The sequence below is a fragment of the Mesorhizobium sp. WSM4848 genome, assembly GCF_055811375.1.
On sequence record NZ_JBVVPX010000020.1, the window covers coordinates 92628 to 118978 of the forward strand.

General features: G+C 60.5%; 26 protein-coding genes and 3 pseudogenes. 19 read left to right on the plus strand and 10 right to left on the minus strand.

Annotated elements, in window-relative coordinates; translation table 11 throughout:
- Positions 1-130 precede the first annotated feature (130 nt).
- The 3 genes from AC0L16_RS19145 to AC0L16_RS19155 all read left to right on the plus strand — a co-directional run bounded on the left by AC0L16_RS19145 (position 131) and on the right by AC0L16_RS19155 (position 3367).
- The gene (locus tag AC0L16_RS19145; RefSeq protein ID WP_473622547.1) at positions 131-514 is read left to right on the plus strand and encodes an S-adenosylmethionine decarboxylase; all 384 of its coding nucleotides are present in this window, start codon (positions 131-133) and stop codon (positions 512-514) included.
- A gap of 65 nt (positions 515-579) precedes the next feature.
- Positions 580-1410 (plus strand): TorF family putative porin, encoded by an 831-nt coding sequence (locus AC0L16_RS19150; RefSeq protein ID WP_473622549.1) that lies wholly within the window; start codon positions 580-582, stop codon positions 1408-1410.
- A gap of 85 nt (positions 1411-1495) precedes the next feature.
- Positions 1496-3367, plus strand: coding sequence for an adenylate/guanylate cyclase domain-containing protein (locus AC0L16_RS19155; protein ID WP_473622550.1), 1872 nt, complete (start codon positions 1496-1498; stop codon positions 3365-3367).
- A gap of 9 nt (positions 3368-3376) precedes the next feature.
- Here the strand turns inward: AC0L16_RS19155 and AC0L16_RS19160 are convergent, their stop codons facing one another.
- Positions 3377-3898, minus strand: a complete 522-nt coding sequence (locus AC0L16_RS19160) for a hypothetical protein (RefSeq protein ID WP_473622552.1) — start codon at positions 3896-3898, stop codon at positions 3377-3379.
- Between the two features lie 216 nt (positions 3899-4114).
- Here AC0L16_RS19160 and AC0L16_RS19165 point away from each other — a divergent pair, with 216 nt between their 5' ends.
- Positions 4115-5164 (plus strand): dimethylarginine dimethylaminohydrolase family protein, encoded by a 1050-nt coding sequence (locus tag AC0L16_RS19165; RefSeq protein ID WP_473622553.1) that lies wholly within the window; start codon positions 4115-4117, stop codon positions 5162-5164.
- 14 nt (positions 5165-5178) lie between these two features.
- Here the strand turns inward: AC0L16_RS19165 and AC0L16_RS19170 are convergent, their stop codons facing one another.
- Positions 5179-5520: a hypothetical protein gene (locus AC0L16_RS19170; protein ID WP_473622554.1), complete on the minus strand. Its 342-nt coding sequence runs from the start codon at positions 5518-5520 to the stop codon at positions 5179-5181.
- A 505-nt stretch (positions 5521-6025) separates the two neighbouring features.
- On the opposite strand from AC0L16_RS19170, the pseudogene AC0L16_RS19175 reads away from it, so the two are divergent.
- Positions 6026-6202 (plus strand): annotated as a pseudogene (locus AC0L16_RS19175) (integrase core domain-containing protein); the annotation flags it as partial.
- On the opposite strand, the pseudogene AC0L16_RS19180 reads toward AC0L16_RS19175, so the two are convergent.
- A pseudogene (locus AC0L16_RS19180) lies at positions 6199-6393 on the minus strand (transposase); the annotation flags it as partial. The pseudogenes AC0L16_RS19175 and AC0L16_RS19180 overlap by 4 nt on opposite strands.
- A gap of 67 nt (positions 6394-6460) precedes the next feature.
- Here AC0L16_RS19180 and AC0L16_RS19185 point away from each other — a divergent pair.
- Positions 6461-6802 (plus strand): carboxymuconolactone decarboxylase family protein, encoded by a 342-nt coding sequence (locus AC0L16_RS19185; RefSeq protein ID WP_473622555.1) that lies wholly within the window; start codon positions 6461-6463, stop codon positions 6800-6802.
- Positions 6803-7192: 390 nt separating this feature from the next.
- Here AC0L16_RS19185 and AC0L16_RS19190 read toward each other — a convergent pair whose 3' ends face one another.
- The 4 genes from AC0L16_RS19190 to AC0L16_RS19205 all read right to left on the minus strand — a co-directional run bounded on the left by AC0L16_RS19190 (position 7193) and on the right by AC0L16_RS19205 (position 13215).
- On the minus strand, positions 7193-8854 hold the full coding sequence (locus AC0L16_RS19190) for a vWA domain-containing protein (RefSeq protein ID WP_473622556.1): 1662 nt from the start codon (positions 8852-8854) through the stop codon (positions 7193-7195).
- A 142-nt stretch (positions 8855-8996) separates the two neighbouring features.
- Positions 8997-9995: a GlxA family transcriptional regulator gene (locus tag AC0L16_RS19195; RefSeq protein WP_473622558.1), complete on the minus strand. Its 999-nt coding sequence runs from the start codon at positions 9993-9995 to the stop codon at positions 8997-8999.
- 19 nt (positions 9996-10014) lie between these two features.
- Complete coding sequence (gene folD, locus AC0L16_RS19200; RefSeq protein WP_473622559.1) at positions 10015-10914, minus strand: bifunctional methylenetetrahydrofolate dehydrogenase/methenyltetrahydrofolate cyclohydrolase FolD; 900 nt, start codon at positions 10912-10914, stop codon at positions 10015-10017.
- Positions 10915-11037: 123 nt separating this feature from the next.
- The gene (locus tag AC0L16_RS19205; RefSeq protein ID WP_473622588.1) at positions 11038-13215 is read right to left on the minus strand and encodes a GumC family protein; all 2178 of its coding nucleotides are present in this window, start codon (positions 13213-13215) and stop codon (positions 11038-11040) included.
- Between the two features lie 435 nt (positions 13216-13650).
- Between AC0L16_RS19205 and AC0L16_RS19210 the strand changes: the two are divergent.
- Positions 13651-14199: pseudogene (locus AC0L16_RS19210) on the plus strand (O-antigen ligase family protein); the annotation flags it as partial.
- Between the two features lie 114 nt (positions 14200-14313).
- Positions 14314-15129: a pyrroline-5-carboxylate reductase gene (gene proC, locus AC0L16_RS19215; protein ID WP_473622560.1), complete on the plus strand. Its 816-nt coding sequence runs from the start codon at positions 14314-14316 to the stop codon at positions 15127-15129.
- Positions 15130-15344: 215 nt separating this feature from the next.
- Here the strand turns inward: proC and AC0L16_RS19220 are convergent, their stop codons facing one another.
- Entirely contained in the window at positions 15345-16661 is a 1317-nt protein-coding gene (locus AC0L16_RS19220) for an NAD(P)H-dependent oxidoreductase (RefSeq protein ID WP_473622562.1), read from the minus strand.
- 198 nt (positions 16662-16859) lie between these two features.
- Here AC0L16_RS19220 and AC0L16_RS19225 point away from each other — a divergent pair, with 198 nt between their 5' ends.
- The 7 genes from AC0L16_RS19225 (at position 16860) to AC0L16_RS19255 (ending at position 22624) form a co-directional block, all read left to right on the plus strand.
- On the plus strand, positions 16860-17633 hold the full coding sequence (locus tag AC0L16_RS19225) for an SDR family NAD(P)-dependent oxidoreductase (RefSeq protein ID WP_473622563.1): 774 nt from the start codon (positions 16860-16862) through the stop codon (positions 17631-17633).
- Between the two features lie 235 nt (positions 17634-17868).
- Positions 17869-18219 (plus strand): DUF2314 domain-containing protein, encoded by a 351-nt coding sequence (locus AC0L16_RS19230; protein ID WP_473622564.1) that lies wholly within the window; start codon positions 17869-17871, stop codon positions 18217-18219.
- Between the two features lie 187 nt (positions 18220-18406).
- Complete coding sequence (locus tag AC0L16_RS19235; RefSeq protein WP_473622565.1) at positions 18407-19642, plus strand: TadE/TadG family type IV pilus assembly protein; 1236 nt, start codon at positions 18407-18409, stop codon at positions 19640-19642.
- Between the two features lie 5 nt (positions 19643-19647).
- On the plus strand, positions 19648-20091 hold the full coding sequence (locus AC0L16_RS19240) for a TadE/TadG family type IV pilus assembly protein (protein WP_473622567.1): 444 nt from the start codon (positions 19648-19650) through the stop codon (positions 20089-20091).
- Positions 20081-20491 carry a TadE/TadG family type IV pilus assembly protein gene (locus AC0L16_RS19245; RefSeq protein WP_473622568.1) on the plus strand — a complete coding sequence of 137 codons (411 nt, stop codon included), beginning with the start codon at positions 20081-20083 and terminating at the stop codon, positions 20489-20491. Before AC0L16_RS19240 ends, AC0L16_RS19245 begins: the two co-directional genes overlap by 11 nt.
- A 307-nt stretch (positions 20492-20798) precedes the next feature.
- Positions 20799-21530, plus strand: coding sequence for a hypothetical protein (locus AC0L16_RS19250; RefSeq protein ID WP_473622570.1), 732 nt, complete (start codon positions 20799-20801; stop codon positions 21528-21530).
- 173 nt (positions 21531-21703) lie between these two features.
- The gene (locus AC0L16_RS19255) at positions 21704-22624 is read left to right on the plus strand and encodes a YihY/virulence factor BrkB family protein (RefSeq protein WP_473622571.1); all 921 of its coding nucleotides are present in this window, start codon (positions 21704-21706) and stop codon (positions 22622-22624) included.
- 33 nt (positions 22625-22657) lie between these two features.
- Here the strand turns inward: AC0L16_RS19255 and AC0L16_RS19260 are convergent, their stop codons facing one another.
- The gene (locus AC0L16_RS19260; protein WP_473622572.1) at positions 22658-22942 is read right to left on the minus strand and encodes a DUF3606 domain-containing protein; all 285 of its coding nucleotides are present in this window, start codon (positions 22940-22942) and stop codon (positions 22658-22660) included.
- A 218-nt stretch (positions 22943-23160) separates the two neighbouring features.
- On the opposite strand from AC0L16_RS19260, the gene AC0L16_RS19265 reads away from it, so the two are divergent.
- Positions 23161-23424, plus strand: a complete 264-nt coding sequence (locus AC0L16_RS19265) for a hypothetical protein (protein ID WP_287056029.1) — start codon at positions 23161-23163, stop codon at positions 23422-23424.
- Positions 23425-23617: 193 nt separating this feature from the next.
- The gene (locus AC0L16_RS19270) at positions 23618-23818 is read left to right on the plus strand and encodes a CsbD family protein (RefSeq protein ID WP_473622574.1); all 201 of its coding nucleotides are present in this window, start codon (positions 23618-23620) and stop codon (positions 23816-23818) included.
- Positions 23819-23946: 128 nt separating this feature from the next.
- Here the strand turns inward: AC0L16_RS19270 and AC0L16_RS19275 are convergent, their stop codons facing one another.
- Positions 23947-24147 (minus strand): hypothetical protein, encoded by a 201-nt coding sequence (locus AC0L16_RS19275; protein WP_473622575.1) that lies wholly within the window; start codon positions 24145-24147, stop codon positions 23947-23949.
- 316 nt (positions 24148-24463) lie between these two features.
- Here AC0L16_RS19275 and AC0L16_RS19280 point away from each other — a divergent pair, with 316 nt between their 5' ends.
- Both AC0L16_RS19280 and AC0L16_RS19285 read left to right on the plus strand, forming a co-directional pair.
- Positions 24464-25348: a transglutaminase family protein gene (locus AC0L16_RS19280; RefSeq protein WP_473622576.1), complete on the plus strand. Its 885-nt coding sequence runs from the start codon at positions 24464-24466 to the stop codon at positions 25346-25348.
- Between the two features lie 70 nt (positions 25349-25418).
- Entirely contained in the window at positions 25419-26249 is an 831-nt protein-coding gene (locus AC0L16_RS19285) for a transglutaminase-like domain-containing protein (RefSeq protein WP_473622578.1), read from the plus strand.
- Positions 26250-26351: the final 102 nt, after the last annotated feature.

The window sequence follows — 26351 nt, forward strand, 5'->3', positions numbered from 1 at the left end:
TTGTATTCAGGTCCAAAGGCTTGAACGCACAAGGCAAGCTAGCAAACTCCGTGAGTTATCGCTCTTTCACACCGCCCATGCTATTTGCAGAGGGATCGGCCATTCGGTTCACCGGGGGCGTGAGAGGACGATGGAACAACCATCCGGAAGCTACGGCAAGGAGCTGATACTCGATCTGTCCGATTGCGATCGAAAAACCTTCAATCGGCGGGTCATGACGCGCTTTTTCCGGGAGCTTTGCGATCTGATCGACATGAAGCGGTGCAAACTCGCCTGGTGGGACGACCATGGTGTTCCGCCAGCCGAGCGGTGGACGGATCCCAAGGTGACGGGAACGTCGGCGGTCCAGTTCATCTCGACAAGCAGCATTACGGTTCATGCGCTTGACATGCTCGGGCGCGTCTACGTGAACATCTTCTCCTGCAAGGACTTCGACGAGGGTGTGGCCCAAGAGTTTTGCAGTACTTTCTTCCGCGGTCGTGTTGTGAAATCGACACTGTTGACCCGAAATTAGCACACACCCTATTGCGTTGTAATTGACAGCCAACTGCCAGCTTGGAATTACAGAGTTGGGGCGCTATGGTTGTTCCGATGGGTGATTTGGCTTGTCTGTGGAGCGGTGTCCGACTGTTGTTGGCCGGAACTGCCGCGACATGCCTACCGCTAGCCGCAGCGGCGGCGGGTCCGGAGAAGAGCGCGGCCGAGGAAGCCGGGTCCAAGGCTGCCTTCGACATTCTGTTCGGCATCACCGTCACGAATGATTACGTTTCGCGCGGCATCAGCAATTCCGACTCGAGGCCGGCCATCCAAGGTTATGTCGAGCCGAGTTTCGGGTCGGCTTATCTGAACGTCTGGGGTTCGAACGTTGATTTCGGAGCTGGCCTTCGTGGCGCGGAGATCGACCTATCCGGCGGGCTGAAGCGATGGTACACGGACGATCCCCTCTGGTTCGATGTCGGCTACATCCACTACTTCTATTCTCCCGAAGAGATCAGCCCCGATTACGGCGAGATATTCGGAAAGCTTAGATACAGGTTCGACAATTTTTCGATGGGTGCTGAAGCGTACTTCGCTCCCGACATCTATCAAAGCGGCACAACCGCCACCTATCTTGAAAGTGTTGGTGAAATCCACCTGTCGGACGAGTTCGCGCTGACAGGTGCGGTCGGCTATCAGTTCTTCCAGGATTTGAACATGTCCGGCTACCTAACCTGGAAGGCCGGCTTCTCCTATACCTGGGAGGAGACCGCTACGCTGGCGGCCTACTACTCCGACACGGATCTCTCGGAAAAAGGATGCGTGTCCACCAGCGGCTTGGCGGACGCCTGCGATGCCAGGTTCGTCGTGGAAATTTCGTTCGACGCGAGTCGGTCCGCACTGGCGAACAGCGGCACGCGGGAGAACCAGTGACAGCACAGGCGTGAGCGGTCCAGTCTGGCTTATATGCGGAATTTCTTATATAACCGGGTTCTCAACTTTTCGGAGTACAACGCCGATGGAACGTCGGCTCGCCGCAATTCTCGCCGCAGACGTGGTGGGCTACACCCATCTCACCGAGCGGAACGACGAGACGTCCATGGTGACCCTGCAGTCATATTGCAGGGTCGTGGAAGAAAAGATCACAGCCCATCGTGGTCGTGTGTTCAGCCGCGCAGGCGACTGCGTGATAGCCGAGTTTCCCAGTATCGTCGAAGCCATCCGCTCCGCGGTCGAGATTCAGCATGAAATTGCCGAACTGAACCGGGGATTGAAGGACGAAGAGCGGATGGAGTTCCGCATCGGTGTCAGTCTCGGCGACATCATCGCCGAGGACGGCGGCATGTACGGCACGGGCGTGAACCTTGCCGCCCGCCTCCAGCAATTGGCCAAACCGGGCGGCGTGTGCGTCTCGCAATCCGTGTACGACCACGTCCGCAAGATCGTCGAGATGGCGTTCGAGGATATCGGAGAGGTCAAACTGAAGAATATTGCCGACCCGGTCCGGGTTTACCGGATTGTGGGGACACCTGCCCCGCCCGCAAAGATCGCTTCGAAGCGCCCCCTGACCTTTGGTGTCGCCGCCGCGGGAATCCTGCTCGGGGGTGCCGCATTGCTGGGCGTCTTATGGTTGCCGGAGCCGGTGACCGCGTTGATCGGCGTGCCGGAGAAGAGGGAAATCGCCAGGCATCCTTCGATCGCGGTCATGCCCTTCGACGACATGAGCGCCAACAACGAGCAGCAGTACCTGGCTGACGGCGTCACGGAAGAGCTGATCACCGGTCTCGCCAAGTTTCCCGATCTGGATGTCGTGGCGCGGAACTCGACCTTTGCCTACAAGGGCAGACCGACCGACATCAGGGAGGTGGGCAAGGAGCTCGGCGTTCATTATGTCGTCGAGGGTTCGCTCCAACGCTCCGATCAGGATGTCAGGGTCACCTCGCAGCTCATCGATGCGGTTACGGGCCGCCACCTGTGGGCGGAACGTTATGACCGCCGTGTCGGCAGCATCTTCGACATTCGCGACGACATAACGCGTTCCGTTGCCGCAACGGTTATGGGAACGTTCGGAAAGCTTGCCGACGCTGAGACGGCCCGGCTGGCAACAAAGAACCCGAAAAGCTTCTCTGCTTATGACAACCTGATGAGAGGCTGGTTCGAATGGCACAAATTCACCCAAACCAGCAACAATCTTGCGAGGGACCATTTCCAGAAGGCCATCGGGGCGGACAGCAACTACGCGTATGCCTATACCGGACTCGCGTGGACGCATTCTTCCGACTACGACTTCGGCTGGACCAAGGATTATGAGGGAACCTTGAACCTCATGATGGAGGCAGCAGCGAAAGCCGTCCGCCTGGACCATACAGACTACAAGGGGCACTGGGCGCTCGGCTGGGCCTATCTGTACAGCAGGCAGCACGACAAGGCGCTTGCAAGCTACCGAAGGGCCAGGGACCTAAACTCCTACGATGCGGAACTGCTGGCGGAGATGGCGAACGTCCTTATCTACACCAACCAGGCCGCAAAGGCCGTAGAGCAGGTCGAGCAAGCAATCCGCCTCAATCCCTTCCACGAGACCTGGTATCTCGAATATCTCGGCTGGGCTTACGAAGAGGCCGGCATGCCCGAGAAGGCTATCGCAACGCTCGAACCCGCCTTGAAATCCGAAGGTTCGGAAGAACAGCTTTGGGTAATGCCGTCGCTGGCTGCGGCATACGCCCACCCGAAAGTCGGCAATCTCGAGGAGGCCCACAAGGTCGTCCAGAAAATTCTCGCGCTCGACCCTGCCTTCTCGATCAAGGACGTGCTGGAGCGGTCACCGTACCAGGCCAAGGAAGCTGCGGACCGGTACGCCAGCGCTCTTCGGTCGTCAGGACTGCCGGAGTAGCGTTCCGATTCAGTCGGGAGCAACGGGGACGAGATTCCGGAAGTTTTCCTCCGACCATCGGTCATAATAGGCCGATTTCTCGAGGCTTTTGTAGGCTCTCTCGGCCACGTCGCCGCGGAGAATCTGGATGTTTGGGTACGGTTCTCTCCTCGTGTGGAGTCCGTCTATGTTGAACGGGTCGGCCGGATGGCCCGCTAGGGCAAGGAGCTTCCGGGCGGGGAGAAACCGGTTCAGCTCTTGCGCAATTCCGTAGACCTCAGGGCAAGACAGTGTGTCCCTGCCCGGGTGGACAAGGATCAGCAGGTCCAGGCGGGGTTCATCGTCGAAGCATTGGAGCCGAGATGCGATCCCTTCCGTACCCAGTTCCGAAACCTCGATCCTCATCCGCCCTTCAAGTCGCGCCCTCCTGGCGAAAGGGCAGATCGGCAAGTTGCCGAATTCAGGCCTCGCCTCTTCGACGAAGGTGACGATGTAGTCGTAGAACTCCCGAATGATTGCGTCGTGATCGGCGCGTTGCGACGGCACCTGCATTGGCATCATCCCAAGATGTGAGAAGGAGGCCGCTAGAAATACCGGAGCATATCCTAGTTGTGCGTATTCACCAATCCCAGTATTTGTTCTGTCATGCCTGTCGCCGACTTCGCTTCTTCGGCAGACACGGGCATATACGTCGGGTGACACTGCGCGTGCGTTCGTGAGCGAAAACAGGGGGAGGGACAAAGTGGCCCACACGAAGCTGTCTGCCCGATGACTGGCGATATCGTAGCGCCCTGGACGGCCGGCTTGGCTGCCAGCGGAGAGATGCCGTCCCTTTCAGCCCCGGGCTGCTTCTTTTCGGAAGGGCTGAGGCGCGCAAAAACCGCGGTCCCGGTCTATCTCATGAACCTTCCGCTCTCGCTCTCGGCACAGGTTTCCAACAACGCCTGGATGGACGAGATGAGCGCCGTCGAGCGGGAAATCGGGCCAGCCTCTGCCATGAGCCAGTTCCTTGAACTTTACAGGCACATTTCTCGCCACGCGATAGTTTACCTCTTGCCAAGCCGTCCGGGGCTTCAGGATCAACCCTATGTAGCAAATTTGGCAGCGGTGCTACCCCATTGCGCCGGGGATACCGTGCTCATCTCGCGCTTCCGGGCCAATGCCCGGGCGAGGGAGAGCGCGGTCGGAACGGAATTCTTCCGGCTCATGGAATTCTCCGTGCAGGAGATGCCGGAGGCGGTCGGAGGAAGCGAGGCGTTCTTCGAGGGAGAGGCCGATCTCAAGCACGTTCACAGCAACGTCTATGTGGGAGGATACGGTCTCCGCACCTCTCTGAATGCCCTGGAATGGGCGGCCGAACGGTTCGGGATGACGGTCATCCCGTACCGCATGACCGATCCCTACCTATACCACCTTGACTGCTGCGTATTGCGCCTAACGGAGGACACCATGCTTGTCTGTACTTCGGTTGCCGAACCGGGATGCCTGCGCGAACTCGAGAAGCACTGCGAAATTGTCGACGTCACACTCGAAGAGGCACGCGCGGGCATCACCAACAGCCTTGTACTGGCAGACGGGATCCTTTGCGATACCGACATCGGACTGCATGATGAAGGGAACAGGCAGTACGCCGTCGAAAAGGCCAAAATCCGTCTTTTGGAAAGGATTTGCGACCGCCTCGGGCGCAGTCTGCACCTGTTCTGCTTGTCCGAATTCTACAAGTCTGGAGCGTTGCTTTCCTGTCTCGTGCTTCCCGTTAAACATGCGTCAGCCCACGGGACTTGCAAGACATGCGAAACCGGGCGAGACACCCCCTGAGGCTAGGCCATAGGCTAGACCATCGCCGTAAGGACCTCGCGGTCATCCTGGAAATGCAGACGGAAGCCTTGCTCTATGACGTTGGCTGTCGGGTCGAGGCCGTCTATAAACCGGGAAAGGACATCAAGTTCCTGCTTCGCCATCGCGTCGAAATCGTTGGCCCGGCCGCTCTCTGCGTGGTCGATCAATTGTTGGTTGATCTCCCGGTGTCTCAAAAGGTCTGGTTCCCACGCACCCAAGGCCAATTTGTCCAATGGTGTGACGGCGCGCTGTGCCGCGAAGACTTTCGCGACTGCTGCAAGCAGTTCGACCAGTTCGTTTTCTTTTTTAAGCGTGTCCGAAGCATTGACGTTCATGTTCTCCATCCCCTTTGACAAAGACAAAGGCCAGCCATTCGCGACGGCTCATGATATGAGCGATTGTTAATATAACACACCGGACGGTCACGCATATGGAAAGCATGACCTATTTCGGAAAAAACTTTTCCGGAAAAGACCGTCCTGCGGTTCTGAATAGGCATTTGCTTTGCAATGACAATCAGCAGCCGTATTCTTCGCTTCGGTTTCATGCCGGCCGCGCAAGGAGGATTCCGGTTTTGTTGCTCGCATGCAGTGCCGGCGTCCTTGGGTTCGAACCCGGAGCACCGACATGAGACCAGATCCGCGCACTGGAACTCCGCTCAGGACCCGTAGAATTCGTTCGTGGAGGCCTTGCCGTCGCCGCAATGGACGCCGTCACCCGTCTGGACCAGCGCCATGACGTCCGTACGCCGGATTTCTTCTTCAAGATTAGGCACGCCATCGGCAAAGGTGTCCGATCCCGAAGCGCAAGATCGGCTAGCCGGCCAAGGCATGGAGCACCCGCGGTGCACCCTGTCATCCTCAGACCCAGGGCAAGATCGAGCGTTGGCACCAGACGCTGAAGAAACGCATCCTGCTCGAAGACTACTTCCTGCCGGGCGATCTCGAGCGGCAGATCGCGGCCGTTGTCGACCATTACAACCACCGCCGCTACCACGAAAGCCTCGGCAGTCTCAGCCGCTCCATCAGGAGCCGCTCCGAGCGGATCGAGTAGAACGCCTGAAGGAGCATCGCCCGCAGCAGTTTCTCCGGCGGGATCGACGGCCGTCCGATCGGCGAATAGAGCGCCATGAACTCACGCTCCGGCGCGCCGAGCGCCTCGCTCACAATCGTCCGGATCACCCGCAGCGGATGATCGCCCTGAAGCCGTTCGGACCGACTGGAGCGGGGGAACGCTCTGCTCGCGAAAAGCTCAGCGGCTTCAGGCGACGCCGTGGTGCGTAGCTTCGACGACATCGCGCCGGACCTCGGGCGTATGATCGTCGAGCATTCCTATGGCGAGGTGTTCTCGCGCAGTGGCATCGATCTGAAGACCCGTGAACTCAGCGCCTGCGCGGCTTTGGCTGCCATCGGTTCCGCGACGACGGAAACCCCTTTGCGGGTCCACATCAACGCCGCCTCGAACGTTGGTGCGAGCCGGGAAGAGATCATAGAAACGCTGGTCAATCTCGCGCCCTATAGCGGCTACCCAGCGACACAGCAGGCGATCCGCATCGCCGCGGAAGAATTCGCCAAGAGCAACCCGTCCTCACGACAGCGCAAGGAAGAAAGTGAATAATCGCCGACGTTCACGGATCGCATCCTCGTCGAAGCCGCTGATCTCGATGCTGCCATAGAGTGCCGAGGTTGCGCGAAGGGCAGCTTTTGAGAAGGGCCATGAATGTCGCAAAATGACGCTACCTGCTCGTTCCGATCGACGAGACGAGTGGAAACATTCTACCATTTCGGACGTTCAGCCGACCAGTCGCGCCGACGCTGCCTGCGAGGTAGAAATGCGAATGCCAGTCCGATCTGTAGGAACAGCGCCGGCCGCAATCCATAGGCCAGGCTCGGCAATTGTGGGGCGTAGGCCTGTCCAACAATCAGTCGATCGCCTCGACACCTTGCGCCTTCAAGGCCGGGCGGGTTCCCGTCGCGAGCAAATCGACACTGGCGCCGAATTACGTCCCTACTGCACCGTCAGTTCCGCTCGTTCGCCTGCCTTGATGGTTACCGTGCTTTCCCTTGAGCTGTTGTCCAACATCTGCGAGACGACGGCGTAGTCGCCGGCCGGCAGCGCCGCCTGATATTTCTCGTCATAGGCGTAGCCGAGCGACTTGCGGTTGCCGTTGATGTCCTTCTTCGCATCGAAAATCTCGATCTTCGAAGCTCCTGGCGCGGTGATCGCCAGCACGCCGGCATTGATGGCGATCTTAACATCCTGATGCTCACCAGCCCTGACGCTGAACGGCTGCTCGACGACGGCAAGGTCGACCGTCGCCGTCAGCACATAGTCGTCAGGCGGCAGATCGAACTTGCTGTCGGGGCCATAGGCATAAGCCACATCTTGCCTCGTTCCGTCGATCTTCTTTTTTGCCTTGAACACCTTGAAGCCGATGCCCGAACCGTCCGCCTTGTCGCCGCCGGCAGTATAGTAGGCGTTGGCAACGACATGGCCAACGCCGACGACGATATCCTTGTCGACGACCTTGCCGGCAGTGAGCGGGATGGTTTCGGTAACCTCGCCCTGCCCGATCCTGACCGTCACTTTCTGATCGCCGGCCGGCAACACCACCTTGGTGTCGCCATAATAGGTCGCCGGCATATCGACGCCCGGATAGGCGATCACGACAGCAGCGCCATCGGCGACATCCGCTCCCTCACTTGGCCGCGGATGAATGATGAGCGTGCCGGCATCGAGCACGAAGAGGGGTTTGTAGACCTGGCCCGCCTCGACCGTGATCTTCTGTTCGGTCCCGGCCTCGCCATGGCGCGCCACGACTGTGTAATCGCCCGGCTCCAACTTGCCTTTATAGTCTCCGTATTCGGTGGCGACGTAGTCGCCGCGCGTGCCGTCGGACTTTGCCTTGTAGATCTCCCAGGAATTGCCGTCGGTGACGGGATCGCCGCCCTCGGCGAGCACCACTGCGGGCATGAAGTTGAACTCCGGTTTTTCCGGCGCGGCAGCCGGCTGCGGCGCAGGCGCTGGTTCGGGCGCCGGTGCAGGTGCGGCGGCGATGGTCTCGACCAGCGCGTCCTGCAGCGCCTTCTCATCCGACGCCTGGATGTATTTGCCGCCGGTGTTGTCGGCGAGGCAAGCAACCTGCTTGCCCTCGTCCGCGGTCAGGCCGAAGCCGACGACGTTTACGGTGAAATCGACACCGGCAGCCCTCAGTTCCTTGCCGAGCGCGCAGGGGTCGCCTTTGCAGGTCTCGAGGCCGTCGGTGATCAGGATGACGGTGGCCTTGTCCTCGGTGTATTTCAGCGCCTCGGCCGCCTGCCTGACGGCTGACGTCAGCGGCGTCTTGCCGATGAATTTCAGGCTGTCGGCGGCAGTGGAAACAGCAGCTGCCGAGCCGGCCTGCGGCGGCACGATGAGCTCGATGTCCTCGCAACTGCCCTTCTCGCGATGGCCATAGGCCATGAAGCCGATTTCCTTGTCGGCGGGGACCGACTGCAGCACCGTTCGCAGCGATTGGCGGGCGATTTCGAGCTTGGGCTTGCCGTCGATCTGCGCCCACATCGAACCGGAAGCGTCGAGAATAAGGATGACTCGCTCAGCGGCAAGGCCGAGCGTCGTCATCCACAACAGTAAAACCGCCGCAGCGATGCTCCGTGCAAGTCCCGCCATGAAAATTTCCCCCAGTCAGTGGCCGCCAGCCAGTCTCTGCCAGTCAGTCTCTGCAAATCAGGGGGCGAAGCTATTTGACGCCGCGTCAGGATACAAGCCCGGGGCACGTGAGGGGCTGGCGGCGCTGGCTGCGCCAAACCACTCAATAGGTCGTGCGCCGCTCTTCGGAAGGCGGCCGGCCAAACTGCAGCCGGTAGCTCTGGGCAAAATAGGAGTGCGAGGTGAAGCCGGTGGCGATCGCCACATCGAGGATCGGCATGTTGGTCTGGCGCAGCAATTCGCGCGCCCGCTCGAGCCTGAGCCGCATGTAATAGCGGCCGGGCGTCACACTGAGGTGGCGCAGGAACAGCCGCTCGACCTGGCGCACCGACAGGCCCGCCGACTTGGCGAGCTGCACCGCCGACAGCGGCTCGTCGAGATGATCGGCCATCAGCTCGACGATGCGGCGCAGCTTTTCCGATTTGCCGGTCAGGTCGCGCTCAGGACCGACGCGCTGGCGGTCTCCAGCGGAGCGGATGCGTTCGTGCTGGAACTGGTTGGCGACGCCGTTGGCGAGGCTTGAGCCGAAATCACCGCGCACGATCTCCAGCATCAGGTCGATCGAGGTGGTGCCGCCGGCGCAGGTGTAGCGCTTGCGATCGATCTCGAAGACGTTGCCAGTGCAGTTGATGTCGGGAAACCGTTCGACGAAGCCGGCGCGGTTTTCCCAGTGGATGGTGCAGCGATAGCCTTCGAGCTGGCCTGCCTCGGCGAGCAGATAGGAGCCGACCGACAGTGCGCCGAGCGCGTTGCCGCGCCGGCCCCAGCTGCGCAGCGCCGCCAGCACCTTGCTCTTGCCGGGAAACTCGGTCGTCAGCCCGACCGAGACGAAAAGAATATCGACCGGCGGCAGATCGGCGACAGCGTAGTCGATCTTGAGCGGCAGGCCGTTGGAGGCCATGACGGCATCGCCGTCGGCCGACACCGTCGTCCAGCCATAAAAATCGTGGCCGAGCAGCCGGTTGGCCGACCGGAACGTGTCGATTGCGGCGGCCAGCGAGAACATGGAAAACTTGTCGACCAGCAGGAACCCGAACTGCCGGCCGCCGTGAATGGGATCATTGGTGACCGGCCGCTCTGAGGAAACAGTGAGGTTCGGCAAAGCTTTGGGCTTTCCAGGTTCAGAAAGACGGCCGTTTCAATCCGGCCGCGAGATAGGCGGAAGCTAGCGTGTTGGCCATCAGCATGGCAATGGTCATCGGCCCGACGCCGCCAGGCACCGGGGTGATGGCGCCGGCGGTCTTGGCCGCTTCCGCATAGGCGACGTCACCGACGAGGCGGGTCTTGCCTTCGCCCTTTTCTGGCGCCGCGATGCGATTGATGCCGACGTCGATGACGGTGGCGCCTGGTTTGACCCAGTCGCCCCTGATCATTTCAGGTCTGCCGACAGCGGCAACGAGAATGTCGGCAGTGCGCGCCAGTGCGGCCAGGTCCTTGGTGCGGCTGTGCGCGATGGTGACGGTGCAGTTGGCGGCAAGCAGAAGATTGGCCATCGGTTTGCCGACAATATTGGAGCGGCCGACGACCACCGCATTGAGCCCGGAAAGATCCTTGCCGCGCACGCGCTCGATGAGCAGCATCGAGCCGGCCGGCGTGCAAGGCACGAACGCCGTCTCCAGTTCGCCGGTGCCGAGCTTGCCGACATTGATGAAGTGGAAGCCGTCGACATCCTTTTGCGGCGCAATTGCCTGGATGACCTTGCCCGCATCGATGCGGCCAGGCAGCGGAAGCTGCACCAGGATGCCGTTGATGCCGGGGTCGGCGTTGAGTTCGCCGATGATAGCAAGCAGTTCCTGTTCGGATATTTCGACCGACAGCGTGTGCTGGACCGAATGAAATCCGCATTCCTTGGCGGTGCGGGATTTGGAGGCGACGTAAACCTGGCTCGCCGGATCCTCGCCGACGATGACCACGGCGAGACCGGGCTTGTGCGCGCCCTTTTCCATCAGTTCGATCGTCAGGGCCTTGACGCGCCGCACTACGCCTTCAGCAACGCTTTTTCCGTCAATCAACTCGGCCATCAACCACCCTCGATATCGTTCTGCTTCGGGCGGCATTCTCACGAAAATCCGGCCGGGCAATCCCGTCAAAGCGCCGTCTTATGCCGCTAACTCGAAACCGATGGCTTTTATTCCATTCGGCGCTCAGAAATAGCGCCGCGATCGGCTTTCGGTGAGTTCGCGAACCGCTTCGCGGAATTCGCGCAAGCTGGCTCGGATTTCCTCGATGGCGGCTTGCTGTTCAGCGGCTTTCGAAGCCTGATTTGCCTCGTCCGACGAGGCTTGGGCATACTGCTGCTGCGGATGAGGCACCTGTCCGGCGTGGGGCGGCGGCGACGCCTGGTATGCCTTGTCTTCCATGGGTGTCCGGCGCGCTCCCGCCCGGCGGCGCGGCCGCGAATCGGCGGTTTCGCGCAGGCTCGCATAAGCGCCACGCATGGCGCCGAGGCCGACACCGGAAGCAAGCCCCGCCAGCAGGCCGGCAAGCACCGTCATGGCGCGCGACGGTCTGCTCGGCTCGAGCGGGGCGAAGGCCTTGGAGATCACGTTGATGTTGGCGGTGTTGATGTCCTTCTGCTCGCCGGTCTCCCTGGCGCGCAGAAGGTATTGTTCATAGACGGAGCGTTTGGCGGCGGCCTCGCGCTCCAGTTCGCGCAGCGTGACGAGGTCGCTGTTGACGTCGCCGCTGTGGACCTTCAACTGCGCCAGCCGGGAGGCCAGATCCTGTTCGAGCTGCACGGCGCGCCTGAGATCGACCTGCAGCGACGAGGCGATGCGGCGCAGTTCCCCGGCGATACGCTCGCGCGATCCGGCAAGCTGGGCATTCAGCGCGTGGAGCTCGGGATGGCGCGGCCCGAGCCGGATCGCGGCGCGGTCGGCCTCCTGCTTGAGCGTCGCATATTGCGAGCGCAACTCGCTCATGGCGTTGGAGTTGATCTCCTCCGGCAAGGTGCCGCTCAGAACCGAATTCACGTCGATCGAGCGCGCCGACGCCGCGCGGGCGTTGAGTTCCAGCGTGCGCGCGCGGGCGATGGCAAGCTGCTGGTTGAGCTTGAGCATCCCGTCGTCGCTGATCAAATGGCCTTGCGCGTCGACGAGATCGTGCGCGGCCCTGAAATCCTCGACCTTGCGCTCGGCCACTTCCACGCTCTTGCGCAGCTCGTCGAGCCTGCCCGTCAGCTCGTTGGTCGCGCGGCCAGCGGTGTCGGACTGGATCTGACCGAAGGTCTGCAGAAAAACATCCGTCATCGTGTTGGCGATGAGCGCCGACTTCTCGCCATTTTGCGTGGTGGCGCTTACGGAGATGACAAAGGTCTTGCCGCCGCGCTCGACCGAAAGGCTCTCGGCCAGATTGGCGACGGCCAGCGCACGGCGGCGACCTTCACCGGCAGCCGGCCCGTCATTGCGCGACAGCATCGACCGGATCAGCGTCATCACCCCCAGGCCACCGGAACCTTGCCCGTTGAACTCCGGATCGTTGACCAGATTGAGCTTGTCGACGACCTTGTTGAGAACGGTGCCGGAGGTGAGCACGCGAACCTGATTTTCGACAATGGCCAGCGTGGCGTCGGACGCAACCACCGATTGGGTGAGGTCGCGGTCGGTGAGCTTGAGGTCGCGCGGGTCGACGATCAGTTCTGCGGTGGCTTCGTATTTCTTCGGCGTCGACAGCGCGTTGGCGACGCCAAGCGTGGCACCCAGTATCGTGATGGCGACGATCAGCAGCTTCGAGCGGGCAATGCCGCGGACGACCTGAATCGGATCGATCAACGGCTTCCATCTGTCGTCCTCATCGCGCGAGGACCGCTGCTCGTCACCGGCATATCGAGGGTCTTCGCCGGCGGACCGAGGATCGAACGCAGCGTATCGAGGCTCGAACGCGGCGTATCGGGGGTCGGCATCGGAGCGGCGGTCCTCGGAAACAGCGGCAGCAACCGGCTCCTCCCGCTGCCTGGCGTATCGAGGATCGAACGCGGCGTCTGCGTAGTCCGCTTCAACGGCGTCGTCGATCTCAGGCGGCATCCGGGCGGCCGAAGCCGATGCATCCTCGACTTGAAACCGAGTTTCATCGTTTGCCGATAACTCCGGGGTCACCCAGCGTTCCGGGGGCGCCGAGGGCTCCGGGGTTGCCGAGAATTCCGGATGCGCTCGCCCCTCGCGGCGTGAGCGCGCGCGACGATGGCGCGTTACGGCATTCTCGCGCCATGACGCCCGGTCGCCGATCGCAACCAGCGATGGTTCTTCTTCGCCGCGCAACGCCTGACCGAGCGCCAGCAAGGACCGCTCGCGCTTCCAATCTTCACGGTTTTGCCTGTCGACCATTGTCGTGGAGCTTGCCCTTTGCGGCCTGGACGCGCGGTCAGCCATTCGTTAAGCCACGCTAAACAAGCATAGGAAACAAAAGGTTAATTTCCCTGCCTTGAAGACAAGGTTTCGCTCCTGGGTTGTGCCCTTCTTGAAAGCATCGAAAGCGCCCAGAACCGCGCGTTAAACTTTCCGGCCTATGCTGTCTCGACACATGACTCAGGCTGGCAACATCCCGGAAAACGGCCTCTCGCCCGGATCGGCGCCTTCGTGGCCGAGCGACGGCGGCTGGTTCGCGACTATCTTTCGGCGATCAGCGGCGCGGGCGGGCGGTTGGTGTTTTCGCTCGCCTATTTCATCGCGCTGGCCAACACGCTGTCGATCGCCGAGTTCGGCATGTTCGCCACCGCTTCAGCGGCCGGCGTGATGCTGTCGCGCATCCTGGCCTTCGGCTTCGCGCTGGCCATCATCGCCGCAGCGATCGGCACGCTGGGCATAGTCTTCCTGCCGCCGGTGAAGCATCTGGCTGCACTCTATTTTCCCGACCTGACCTATACCGGGCGCACGACGCTGTGGGAGTTCGCCGGCGAGATGCTGGCGGAGCGGCCGTGGACCGGCTACGGCTTCGAGAGCTTCTGGGGCACGCCGCTGCTGTTGAACCAGGACCAGCCCTTCGACCGGGCCTGGGACATCAGAACCATCGTGCACGGCCATAACGGCTACCTCGACATCGCAGTGCCGATGGGCATCCCGGCGCTTTGCGTGGCGGTCTACACGTTCCTTGTCGCGCCGCTGCGCGATTACATGCGCATCCCCTTGCGCAAGGAGAACATCTTTCTCGGCGACTTCTTCATGATGGTGGTGCTGTTCGCAGCGCTGAACGCCTTCCTCGAAAGCTTCTTTTTCCATCGCGCCGATCCGGCCTGGCTGTTCTTCGTGTTCGGCATGTTCGGCCTGAGGCAAGTGTCGCTGAGGCCGATGGCGGTTCGTGGTCCGTCCTGATCCTCGTCCCAACAGGGCTTTCCCGCCTGGTCGCGAGGGTCTATGGGAAGCCATCTTTTGGTTTGAGCATCGGATATTCCCAAAACGGGCCCAATGCTCTAGCGGAGGTTTTCCATGACGATCAGGCTTGTTCTCGCCGGCTGCGGCAATATGGGCTACGCCATGCTCTCCGGCTGGCTGAAATCGGGCAAGCTCCCCCCGGCGGCGGTCTTCATTGTCGAGCCCAATGCCGATCTGCGCAAGCGCGCCGAAGCGCTGGGCTGCAGTGCTGCCGCGGATGCCGGCGCCATTCCAGCGGACGCGGTGCCGGCCCTCGTCGTCATTGCGGTGAAGCCGCAAGTGATCCGCGACGTGACTGCCGCCTACAAGCGCTTCAATGACGGCCGCACCACCTTCCTCAGCATCGCCGCCGGAACGCCGGTCGCGACTTTCGAGGCCATTCTGGGCGATCGCGCGCCGATCGTGCGCTGCATGCCCAACACGCCGGCGGCGATCGGCAAGGGCATGATGGTGGTGTTTTCCAACCGGCTGGTCAGCATCGATACGAAACGTTTCGTTGCCGACCTGCTTTCGGCGAGCGGCGAAGTGACCGATATCGACGACGAGGGCCTGATGGACGCGGTGACGGCGGTGTCCGGGTCCGGCCCGGCCTATGTCTTCCATTTCATCGAAGCACTGACCGTGGCTGCCGAGAAGGCCGGATTGCCAGCCAAAACCGCCAGGCTGCTGGCCGTGCAGACGGTCTATGGCGCCGCCTCGCTCGCCGCCGAAAGCGGCGAAGATGCGGGCGTGCTGCGCCAGCAGGTGACCAGCCCCAATGGCACAACGGCCGCCGCACTTGCCGTGCTGATGGGCGAAGACCGGCTGATCTACCTGCTCACTGAAGCGGTGGAGGCAGCACGGCTGCGGTCGATCGAGTTGGGCAAGTAGTGGCTTGTCCGACGTCGCAGCCAAGATGCCCCCCTCTGTCCTGCCGGACATCTCCCCCACTTAGGGGGAGATTGACTGTCACAGCCGCCTTCGCCAATCGCCAGCGTCCAAGGTTCGAGCGGAGCCGCTCAAGCTGCCGATCTCCCCCCAAGTCGGGGAGATGTCCGGCAGGACAGAGGGGGCGCTGTCCCGCCGGCATCAAATTCTGCACCGCACTACCCCGCCCCATACAGCATCTCGTCCTGCAGCCGGCGCAAGGCGAACAGCCTGGTTGTCGGATCGGGCGCGGCATTGGCTGATGTCAGCAGTTCGCCCTTGCTGACCGGTCTCAGCACCTTGCCGCCTTCGAGCAGGCCGACCGGCACGGCGCGGTTGGTGCGGGCCTCTTCGACAGTCATGGTCCAGGAGCGGTAGCAGGTCTCGCCGATCGCGTCGAATGTCTCTCCCGCCGCCAGATCGCGCTTGGCCACGGCGCAGACCTCGGCAACCGGCCTCGGCAACGGCACCATGTCCGGCTTGCCATAGAGCGCGATACGCGCGGCGGTGAGCGGCACTTCCAGCGAGGTCAGATGATAGGGCCGGAAGAAGCTGTAATAGGGTCCATGGCCGATATGCAGATCGTCCATGCGCTCGATGATGCGCGGATGCGTGGCCTCGACGATCACGAACACGCCGGGCGCCACGCCTTTGCCGATGGTGTAGTCGACGACGCCCTTCCTCGACAGGATTCCGCCATCGGCGCGCGGGATGAGCACCTTGGCCAATTCATCGCGGTTGGCCTTGGGCCCGTGCATGCCGGCGATGTCGGGCACCAGCCCGGTGGCGTTGGCGATGGCGCACATCTCGACCATGGTCTTCGAGCCGTCGACGAACTCGACCAGTATGCGCGGGTTCATGTTGCGGCGCAACGCTTCCGCGCGATAGTCATCGGGCACGGCGTCGTGGTTGAGCGGGTTGTTCTTGCCCTTGCCGGCCGAGACGATGGTGTAGCCGAGCGCGGAGGCGAACTCGATCAGCTCCATGCAGCTCGACGGCTCGTCGCCGGCGCCGACCGAATAAACGACGCCGAGCCGGTCGGCCTGCTGCTTCAGATAGCAGCCGATGGTGACGTCGGCCTCGACATTCATCATCACCAGATGCTTGCCGTGCTCCATCGCCATCAGGTCGAAATCGGCGGCGACGCCGGGCTTGCCGGTGGCGTCGATGACCACATCGATCAGCGGATTGGTGACCAGCATCTCGTTCGAGGTGATGGCAATTTTTCCGCTCTCGATCGCCTCGCTGACCTTCGCCGGCGTATCGGCCTCCCGTGCCATCGCCTCGTCGCCATAGGCGATGCGGACGGCATCACGCGCGGTGTGCGGGCGGCGGGTCGAGACGGCGCACACCGCAATGCCCGGCATCAGCATGCCTTGCGTCACCAGGTCGGTGCCCATTTCGCCGGAGCCGATGACGCCGATGCGCACCGGACGGCCTTCCGCGGCGCGCTTGGCGAGATCGCGGGCAAGCCCGGTCAAGGCGACATTGGTCATGCGCAAATCCACTGCTTTTGATTTGAAGGGGAATAGCAGGGAACGGCAATCTTTTGCCAACGAAACCGGCCGCTGTCGATAATTTCTTGTCGCTGGCTTTCGCACCGCGAGCGGATAGTCTTGCGCCCGGTTACTGTTCAGAGATGAGGAGTGTGCCTGTCCGGGCGACGCCCGACAGGATTTTTCAGGGAGGTTGAGGTGACAAACGAGTTCACGCCGAAATTCGATCTGGCTGACAAGGTGGCGCTGGTCACCGGCGCCTCGCGCGGCATCGGGCGCGCTTGCGCGCTCGCCTGCGCCGGCTCCGGCGCCGACGTCATCATCGGCGTGCGCAGCGCGGCCGACGGCGCGGATCTCACCGCCGAGATCGAGCGCACAGGCAGGCGCGCACTGGCGGTACAGATGGATGTCACCGATCTGGCGACCGTGCGAAAGTCTGTCGCCGACGCCTACGCAGCCTTCGGCCGCATCGACGTACTGGTCAACAATGTCGGGCTTGGACCTGAAAACCTGGCGGAGAACGTGACCGAAGCGGATTTCGACCTCACCGTGAACGTCAACCTCAAGGGGACGTTCTTCACCACCCAGGCGGTCGGACGGCTGATGATCGAGCAGAAATCCGGGCGCATCATCAACATCAGTTCGCAGGCCGGCACGGTGACGCTGAAAGGCGAAGCGATCTACTGCATGACTAAGGCGGCGATAAACCACCTCACCCGCTGCCTCGCAGCCGAATGGGCGCAGCACAAGATCACCGTCAACAGCGTCGCACCGACCTTCATCTGGACCGACGGAACGCGGCCCTCGCTCGCCGATCCGGAGTTCCATAGGAATGTGCTCGGCCACATCCCGCTCGGCCGCATCGGTGATCCGATCGATGTCGCGGGCACCGTGGTGTTCCTGGCCTCGCCGGCAGCGTCGCTAATCACCGGCGCGAACATACTGGTGGATGGCGGCTGGTCGGTGGCGTGAGGGGCTCTCTGGCTGGTGCTGCAACACCGCCTCACGAGTGCTGAGGTTTCGTTGAGCGTTCAAGGTTAGTCCAAGAGGTCTTTTATGAGCGAAAAATCTCAATCGAACGGTAAATTCGACGAGCCGCGGGATGAGCCACTCTTTCTGGCTATCTCGAAAACAGACCCCGCCACCCTAGCTGCTTACGACCGAGCGCTTGCGAGCGTGCCGATAGTTATCGAACACATAGAGAGGAATGCAGACGCCCTGTGTTCTGCGAAGCTTCGGTCGCGATCCTGACGAGTCCGAACGTCTTGGCGAGGACAGCTTTCTTTTCCTTTGGGTTACCGCCGTACATTATCATGCTGAGGAGCGGCTATTTTCGGGTACGTTTTTCGAGGTGCCACCCGCGCTTCAGAAATGGCATCAGGCCGCCCAGAAACTTGCATTTGTAGGCGACGATATTTTCGATTGGATGGTTCTCGCCAAGGGGCACTTGCATGGGGGATTCACATTGCGCGTAACCCGAGACAAGCTTCCTGAGAAAGATCGTGGCTCATACGATCGATACGTCGGGGTTTCAGTTTATGAGCCACTGCCGTCCTGACTCAACGCACGCTTAACGAAGATCTTTTTGGGGCCAACGTCCGCGCTCTATCCAGCGCCAACAGAACTTGTGACGCCGCTGCGCGCGCCTGGTTTGGGTTCAGCGTCGGCGGATGGCGAGGAGCGCAGCTAACAAATCGAGTGAAAATCTTAGTCATTCCTTTATGCATCGCTGCTTGAATAGGCAAATGGGATGGGGTGGCGATACCTTCAGGCGTTTTTTCAGTTGTCCGCGACGAATCAGCGAGGCCGGCAACGTTGCTATTATTTTTGCCCTGTCTTTGCCGATTGTTGTCGGCGGAGCGGGGCTCGGTGTCGAGACTTCCTATTGGTATTACAGCAGCCTCAAATTACAGGCGGTGGCGGATGCGGCAGCCTATGCTGGCGCTTTGGAAAAAGTTTCGGGATCCGACAAGCCAACGATTGTCTCGGCCGCGACACTGTCAGCGATCACGAACGGCTGGGGACCATCGACAGGCACAATCGAGGTCTTCACGCCTCCATCGTCCGGACCGAATGTCGCAAAAAAGGCGGTTGAAGTAGTCGTCCATCAGACGCTCGATCGATTTTTCACATCGATCTTCAGTCAAAGCGCGGTCGGCGCACAGGCAAGGGCCGTGGCTCTTATCACGGACGCGTCAAAAGCCTGCGTTCTGGCGCTCAATCCTTCCGCTTCGAGAGCGGCGCTCTTTTCCGGCAGTTCGAACCTCAAGCTGACCGGCTGCTCCGTCATGTCGGATTCAATCGCCGCGGACGCCCTCAAGCTTCAAGGGTCGGCATCTCTGGAGGCCGATTGCCTGATATCGGCAGGCGGTATTTCATTGAGCAACGTTGTAAAAACCGTTTGCGCGAACCCGCTTACCCAGGCGCTGCCCGTTGCGGATCCTTTTGCCGACTTGCCGGCGCCGCCAGCCACGAACCCCTGTCAAAACGACAATCGGTCGACCTTGCAACCTGGAACATATTGCAAGGGGCTCAGCTTGAGCGGCGATGTAACGCTCTCGCCTGGGGTATATGTCGTTGAGGGGGGCGATTTCAAAGCAAGCGCGAACGCAAATATTTCCGGCGACGGAGTCATCATCTATCTGGCCGGCAGCTCCGGCGTCAGCATGAACGGCACGGCCACCGTCAAGCTTAGCGCACCAACGTCAGGCACCTATTCGGGTGTGCTGTTTTACGGCGACAGAGCAAATCTGGCGGGATCGAACTCGTTTAATGGCACGGCGGATTCGCTTTTGACCGGTGCTCTGTATTTTCCAACGCAGGAGGTTAAATATCTCGGCAATTTCTCTGGCCAAGGTGGTTGCACACAGGTCGTCGCCGATACGGTAGAGTGGTCCGGCGCTACAAGCATCAAGCAGGATTGCACGAGCCTCGGAATGCGCGAGATTCCGGCCGCGCAATCCGTTCAGCTTGTCGAGTAACCGTCATGGAACGGCGGTCAGGTCGGATTTTCCGGAACGATTCGGGTGTTGCTGCTGTGGAGTTTGCCCTGATTGTGCCGATCCTTTGCCTGGTGGTTTTCGGCATCATTGACGGCTGGTCTTTCGTATCAAGCTCGATGTCGATGCGCGCAAGCGTCAAGACGGCGGCGAATCTTGTGATGGAGGGAGCAACCGACGACGCGGCCACCCAAGCCGTCGCCCTCTCGAGTTGGGAAAACCATCCCGAAGGCGCACAGGTTACACTGGGCCGGAAATACATGTGCGGAAGCACCGTGGTCGATGCATCGAGCCTGTGCAACGGGGGGACGAAAGCTCCCTCGGTCTTCGTGGAAATAAAAGCGACGGCGACCTGGTCCCCGACCTTCATTTTTGGCGCGTTTTCTCTTTCTCGCGAGATCGGCCATCAAGAGGTGATCCGTGTCCGCTAAACGGATCGCGAGAGCGTTCAGCCGTGATGCATCAGGCGGGACTGGGCTGGAATTCGCGCTGATCGCACCTTTTCTGATAATGCTTTTGTTCGGTATCTTCGCATTCGGCTGGGCTCTGAATGCCATGGCCAGCGTTCGCTACACGCTGGAAACGTCCTCACGTGCGCTGCAGTTGAAGAACTCGCTGACCGAGGCCGAAATAGAGGCCATAGCCACAGAAAAATTGCTGGGTCTGGGATTGAAAGATGTCGATGTGACGATAGCAATCGACCCTCCCAGCGGCGGCTTCCGCATGGCGCATCTCACGGCCAGCTATGCTTTCGTGATCGAGTTCCCGTACTTCGACCAATATCCGATCAATTATGCGACAACTGTCACAGTTCCGTTGGTTGCATCATAAGCGCGTCCAATAGCGCCTTTACGCAACAGGCGGTAGGGCGCCGATTGATTAACACCGACGCAGGGTGGATGGCGGCGATCAGATGGCATGAGCGAACGGGTCGTCGTCGCTACAAAGACACGTTTCTGGACAGGACAGCCATCACCGCGCTAGGCCGGATCAGGCTCGTCACGCTTGCGCAGTCATACCGTCAGAGCGCCGGCAAGCGGCCGGGCATCGGGCGCGGCATACGGAGCGGCAACTTGACAAAGGCCCAATCTTTCAAATTGAGTGAAATCACGATCAATAGAGAGTCGGTGCGACAGACATGGGCGAGACAGATATGGCGTGGAGCGAAAGAAAGACCGGTTACGGCAAAGGCCACTATTTCAATCAAATGGGCCTCGCGCTGCTGGTGCTTGTCTTTCTCATCGCCCTGCCGCTCGCCTTTCTTCCCGAAGACATCAGGAAGTTTTATCTCAGCGAGGGCGGTCCCATCGAAGTCTTCTCGGCCGCCGGTTACCTGATCGTCGTGGCGACGCTTGTGCGGGAAATGTCCTATCGGGAGTTGCTCAAGCGCTGGTATCTCGTCGCCATCGCAATCGCGATGTGCCTGCGCGAGCTGGACTTCCATGCACATTTCACCACCTACAACATCACCAAGACCACCCTCTACATTTCGCCTGACGTTCCGCTGTTGGAAAAGCTGATCGGCGCGACGGTCGTTATCGCCCTCGCCGTTGCCTTCTATTTTCTCATCAAAGACGGCCTCCGTAGCTTTGCGCACGGGCTTCGCCATGGCGAGGCGACTGCCGTTGCCATTGCCGCCGCTATCGGTTGCGCCGTCCTTTCGAAGGTCATCGACGGGGCGCCGTCAAATCTCACATTTCTCGGCATCCATCTCGCCCGGATCGATACCTCGACAGTGTTCGAGGAGATCCTCGAACTGGGGATTCCGATCTTTCTGGCCATCGCGGCGTTCTCGGCCTTCCCGACTCAGGATGGTCTCACAAGGAGAGCCGCGGGACAGGTCGCGCCAAAGCCAAGATCCGTCACCTGATTGCTCTGCACAGAGGATTTGGCTCTTAGACTGAACCTGAAAGGGACTGAGGACGTTCGCTGCCGACCGGCCTCCGCCGCCAATCCTGGCCCGGGCTAGATGGTTTGCGGCCTGCCACGCTCTGGTCCGCCGCGGTACTGCCTCTATTTGCTTGAGAAGCAGGCGAGGCAAACATGTGGCATGTGGCGAAAGAGGGCTGGACACTCCTTAAGGAGAGCATCGTCGGCTTCATCAATGACAATGCCTTGAGCCACGGGGCAGCGATGGCGTTCTATGCCACGACCTCGCTTCCGCCGATCCTGCTCATCGTGGTCGCCATCGCAGGCATGGCCTTCGGAAACGATGCGGCACAGCTGGCGCTTTCGGCCCAGATGGCGGGCCTGATGGGTCCGCAGAGCGCCGAGCTCCTGCAAGCGACAATCGAGAACGCCGCACACAAGGAGGCCGGAACTCTGGCGAGCATTTTGGGGCTCGTCACGCTGCTGGTTACCGCATCCGGCGTGTTCGGCGAAATGCAGGTCGCCCTGAACGAGATCTGGAAAGTCAAACCGGGCGGCACATCGATTTCACGTCTCGTGCGGGCACGAGCTGCCAGCCTGGGTCTGGTCGCGGCGCTTGGCTTTCTGCTGCTGGTGTCCCTGGTCGTAAGCGCGGCAATATCGGCGCTTGCAGATATCATCAACGCTTATCTACCCTTTGGCACCCTCATCCTCAGCGCGATCAGCGGCATCGTTTCGTTTGCACTTATCGCGCTGTTGTTTGCGGCAATCTACAAGGTGCTGCCCGACCGCGCGCTGCAATGGCGCGACGTCGGCGTCGGCGCCGTAGCAACGGCGTTTCTCTTCACGATCGGCAAGTCGCTGATCGGCTGGTACATCGGGACCAGCGCCGTCGCATCGTCATACGGGGCAGCCGGCGCACTGCTCGTCGTGCTGCTGTGGGTCTTTTATTCGTCCGAGATCTTTCTGTTGGGCGCCGAATTTACCCGAGCTTACTCGGTTCGATACGGCAGCCGGTCCGATCTGGAGGCGACCATTGAAGCAAGCAAACCGCGAGCAGAAGCCGGCCACAGCGACGAGGATCGAAAGGTCTGAAAACGAAGTCTGGAATTTTTTTCAGCCGGCGGCTCACTGCCTCCCCAAGCCACTTCCTCCATCAACACCGGCGCTAAAACGCCCGGCGCGGCGCCCTGAGGCGAGCATGGCTTTGGGGTTATCCGGTCGCAGCGACGTGCTAAGTTCCTTCGCCGCAGCCACCAGCTTGGCGCGGTCGCTTCCATATCTCCTGATCAACTGATGGACTTGCGCCGGGGTAATGCCGTTTTGCCGGGCAAAATGCCGTACCACATAATCCTCGCTGCCAGAAATCCGATCCCGGTGGCGAGGATAGAGCTTCGCCGCGTCGGCTGCCATGTTTTACTCTCCTTTGTCGCGTTTGCTCACGATGTATGATTGGCCAACGCGAAACGGGCGATTTCGTTGCCGCATGCGACACCAAAGCGCCTTTTCGCCGCAGCCCGGACGCATGGGCAAAGCGATCAGACCGGAGCACGCCTTTGGTTAATCCAGACGTCGATTTTTCGAGACTCAGTCCTCTGGCACGCGCATGATATGGGCAGGGAGGAAAAGCCATGCGCGAATTGCCAAAGAGCATTGACGCAGACGTTGTCATCGAAATCAGCAGGTTGCTCGACGATCGTGCGAAGTCGGCACCAGTGCCAGTCCACAAGCTTGCCTCGATGATCTCGAATAGTGTCGAGACCGACTTACCGACAGCGTCCATTGAAGAGTTGATCGTTGAAATGGCCATGACCCGCCAACTCCCGATGCTGTTCGATCTACCGGACGCGGATGCAGACAACGTCATATCGATCGCCTTGGCGCGCGCCACCTGATCCGGCTGAGGAAGCTTGCCGTCGAGTGTGATTTCAAGACACGGATCGTCTGCTTCGGCCGCTGGCTTCGGCCGGCGGCTTTTGCTATGTCGCCAATAAATAATCGTCCCAATAAATAATCGTCATGGCGGTCCGCCGTTGGGAACATGTGGTGTCCGTTTGCATTTCCCTTTGAGCAACAAAGGAGGAATTCATGAACTGGGATCAAATCAAGGGAAAATGGATGCAGTTCAAGGGTAGGGCCAAGGAGCAATGGGGTGACCTCACCGACGATGACCTTGATCGCATCGAGGGCAATCGGGACCAACTCGCAGGCCGTATTCAGGAGCGCTATGGAATCGCCAAGGAAGAGGCAGAGCGCCAGGTGGATGACTGGTCCAGAAGCATCACCTGAGTCTTCAACATCCAGGCTGCGCCGTCGATCGGCGCAGCCTGGACATCATCCAAATTCACGCTCGCAAATGTGGTGCATGCGACGGTGGCGAGTTGACCTGCGCCAGCCGTCGCTCCCGGTTTTCGGAGCTAGCGCGCCGATTGTCTCTTGGCTTGCACGGCGACGGCGGTGAGGAAAGCCGTTGCGGCAGTATCGCACGCCACTCGGGACGGGCTATAGGCGAAAAGGATCAGTTCGGCAGCCCTTGTCGTAAGGCCGTGCTTCTTAGCGAAAGCAGTTATTTCGTAAGGCTTGTCGTGGTCTATGGCCAGTTCGTAGTCTTCATTCATTGCTTCCTCCCGTTTGCGACGTTCCTCGCCTTGGCCCCTCCGCGGCGCAAGGATTAACTTCCCCGGCCTTGAGAGAGTCTACCAATTAGAGATTGCAAAAGGGCTGTGGCGCACGTCCGCAGCTTTTTTCGCGGCCATGCTCGCAACAGAACCAAGAGCAGCGGGCCAGCATGCATGACCACTTCGGCGCTAGCCGTGCCGATCTGTTCATCAATCCGCCTGATATGGCCGTCTTGAGGGCAGCCCCATTTTGTCCGCTGCACATCAAAAAAGATTATATGATGGCGCTGATATCGCAGGTGGTCGACGCAAGCCAATGCCGATCTTTTCAGTCAAGCACATGACCGTCTATCGCTATAAGCAGCCGGTGACGTTCGGCGAGCACCGGCTGATGTTCAGGCCGCGCGACAGTTTCGATCAGCGACTTCTGGATCACGCCCTGTTTGTCGACCCCGAGCCGAAAGAGATTGGCTGGATCCACGACGTTTTCGGAAACTGCGTTGCGGTAATCGATTTCAACGGCTCGGGCGACGAACTGCGTTTCGTGACAGACATCCGGCTCGATCACACGCCGCAGCATGCGCCTGATTTCCGTATCGATGACGCAGCACTCAGCTATCCATTTTCCTATGATCCCGACGAGGCAACCGACCTCACCCAAACCATCGAGCGCCATCACCTGGATGATGGCGACGAGATCGGCAAATGGGCACGACAGTTCGTGAGCGCCAAAGGGCGCACCGAGACCGGCAAATTGCTGATGACGCTTTGCTACGCCATCCACGAGAGCTTTGTGTATTCGCGTCGAACTGAATCAGGGACGCAACCGCCTCTCATGACCTTGCACATGCGTCGAGGCACATGCCGGGACTTTGCGCTGTTCATGATGGAAGCGGTTCGTTCGCTCGGTTTTGCCGCCCGGTTTGTGACCGGTTATGTCTATGTGCCGAGCCGCGACAGCGGTTCTGTCGTCGGCGGCGGGTCGACGCATGCCTGGTGCCAGGTCTATTTGCCTGGCGCGGGTTGGGTCGAGTTCGATCCCACCAACGGCATTGTCGGCAACCGGGATCTGATCAGGGTGGCTGTGGCCAGGCATCCTGGGCAAGCCATCCCACTTTCGGGAAGCTACTGCGGCAGCGCGTCGAGCTTTCTCGGCATGATGGTGGAGGTCAAGGTGGTGAGGGAAGCCGGCAAAGATTAGTATCTTCTGATGTTTTGCGGAACCGTTCGGACGGTCTGGAGTTTGCTGAAATCAACGCGTTGGAGCTTCGATGCGTATCCGCGCAGGTTTCAAGCTAGGCTACGAATGTCCGCAGCCGACACCGATGCTGCTCGTCCTTGAGATCCATCCTTCACGCCGCGTCGATCTTTTGACAGAACAGATCATCGGCTTCGATCGCCCGGTCGAAGCCCGCGGCTACATCGACGTTTTCGGCAACCTGTGCACCAGGATTGAGGCGCCCGCCGGGCTCACAACGATCTCAACGAACTTCGAAATCTATGACAGCGGTAAGCCAGAAATTGTGGTCGCCGACGCCATCCAGCACGATATCAAAGACCTGCCCGACTACGTGCTCAGGTTTCTTCTCGGCAGTCGCTATTGCGATACCGATCGGCTTGGCGACTTCGCTTGGGCCAATTTTGGCAATACCGCACCCGGCTGGGCGCGCGTCCAGGCGATCTGCGATTTCGTTCATCAACACATCACCTTCAACTACCAGGCCGCCGACACGCTGCGGACCGCCTACGGCGCGCTAACCGATCGGACTGGCGTCTGTCGCGATTTTGCGCATCTGGCAATCACGCTGTGCCGTTGCATGCATATTCCGGCGCGATATTGCACCGGCTATCTCGGCGACATCGGCATACCGCCGATGCCATATCCCATGGATTTCAACGCATGGTTCCAGGCCTATCTCAGCGGCCATTGGTTCACCTTTGATGCACGGCACAACCAGCCTCGCATTGGCAGAATCTTGATGACGACCGGATGCGATGCGAATGACGTCGCCATCTCGACGAGCTTCGGTCTTACCCGGCTCACCCGCTTCGAAGTCATCACGGAAGAAATCCAAGCCGAGCCTGCTGGCAAGCGGTGCTAGAGCTTCGTCGGTCCCTATGGTTCTGCATCCTGCCTCAACGCCAGAAGCGCCTCGTGTTGACAAAGGCGTCGTGCGCTTCCGCGGCGTCCTCAAGAAGCTTGG

Excerpts from the sequence above, each read along its gene's own strand:
- AC0L16_RS19145 (WP_473622547.1), top strand. The coding sequence starts at position 131 with ATGGAACAACCATCCGGAAGCTACGGCAAGGAGCTGATACTCGATCTG.
- AC0L16_RS19150 (WP_473622549.1), top strand. The coding sequence starts at position 580 with ATGGTTGTTCCGATGGGTGATTTGGCTTGTCTGTGGAGCGGTGTCCGA.
- AC0L16_RS19155 (WP_473622550.1), top strand. The coding sequence starts at position 1,496 with ATGGAACGTCGGCTCGCCGCAATTCTCGCCGCAGACGTGGTGGGCTAC.
- AC0L16_RS19160 (WP_473622552.1), bottom strand. The coding sequence starts at position 3,898 with ATGCAGGTGCCGTCGCAACGCGCCGATCACGACGCAATCATTCGGGAG.
- AC0L16_RS19165 (WP_473622553.1), top strand. The coding sequence starts at position 4,115 with ATGACTGGCGATATCGTAGCGCCCTGGACGGCCGGCTTGGCTGCCAGC.
- AC0L16_RS19170 (WP_473622554.1), bottom strand. The coding sequence starts at position 5,520 with ATGAACGTCAATGCTTCGGACACGCTTAAAAAAGAAAACGAACTGGTC.
- AC0L16_RS19190 (WP_473622556.1), bottom strand. The coding sequence starts at position 8,854 with ATGGCGGGACTTGCACGGAGCATCGCTGCGGCGGTTTTACTGTTGTGG.
- folD (WP_473622559.1), bottom strand. The coding sequence starts at position 10,914 with ATGGCCGAGTTGATTGACGGAAAAAGCGTTGCTGAAGGCGTAGTGCGG.
- AC0L16_RS19205 (WP_473622588.1), bottom strand. The coding sequence starts at position 13,215 with ATGGTCGACAGGCAAAACCGTGAAGATTGGAAGCGCGAGCGGTCCTTG.
- proC (WP_473622560.1), top strand. The coding sequence starts at position 14,314 with ATGACGATCAGGCTTGTTCTCGCCGGCTGCGGCAATATGGGCTACGCC.
- AC0L16_RS19220 (WP_473622562.1), bottom strand. The coding sequence starts at position 16,661 with ATGACCAATGTCGCCTTGACCGGGCTTGCCCGCGATCTCGCCAAGCGC.
- AC0L16_RS19230 (WP_473622564.1), top strand. The coding sequence starts at position 17,869 with ATGCAGACGCCCTGTGTTCTGCGAAGCTTCGGTCGCGATCCTGACGAG.
- AC0L16_RS19235 (WP_473622565.1), top strand. The coding sequence starts at position 18,407 with ATGGGATGGGGTGGCGATACCTTCAGGCGTTTTTTCAGTTGTCCGCGA.
- AC0L16_RS19240 (WP_473622567.1), top strand. The coding sequence starts at position 19,648 with ATGGAACGGCGGTCAGGTCGGATTTTCCGGAACGATTCGGGTGTTGCT.
- AC0L16_RS19250 (WP_473622570.1), top strand. The coding sequence starts at position 20,799 with ATGGGCGAGACAGATATGGCGTGGAGCGAAAGAAAGACCGGTTACGGC.
- AC0L16_RS19255 (WP_473622571.1), top strand. The coding sequence starts at position 21,704 with ATGTGGCATGTGGCGAAAGAGGGCTGGACACTCCTTAAGGAGAGCATC.
- AC0L16_RS19260 (WP_473622572.1), bottom strand. The coding sequence starts at position 22,942 with ATGGCAGCCGACGCGGCGAAGCTCTATCCTCGCCACCGGGATCGGATT.
- AC0L16_RS19265 (WP_287056029.1), top strand. The coding sequence starts at position 23,161 with ATGCGCGAATTGCCAAAGAGCATTGACGCAGACGTTGTCATCGAAATC.
- AC0L16_RS19270 (WP_473622574.1), top strand. The coding sequence starts at position 23,618 with ATGAACTGGGATCAAATCAAGGGAAAATGGATGCAGTTCAAGGGTAGG.
- AC0L16_RS19275 (WP_473622575.1), bottom strand. The coding sequence starts at position 24,147 with ATGAATGAAGACTACGAACTGGCCATAGACCACGACAAGCCTTACGAA.
- AC0L16_RS19280 (WP_473622576.1), top strand. The coding sequence starts at position 24,464 with ATGCCGATCTTTTCAGTCAAGCACATGACCGTCTATCGCTATAAGCAG.
- AC0L16_RS19285 (WP_473622578.1), top strand. The coding sequence starts at position 25,419 with ATGCGTATCCGCGCAGGTTTCAAGCTAGGCTACGAATGTCCGCAGCCG.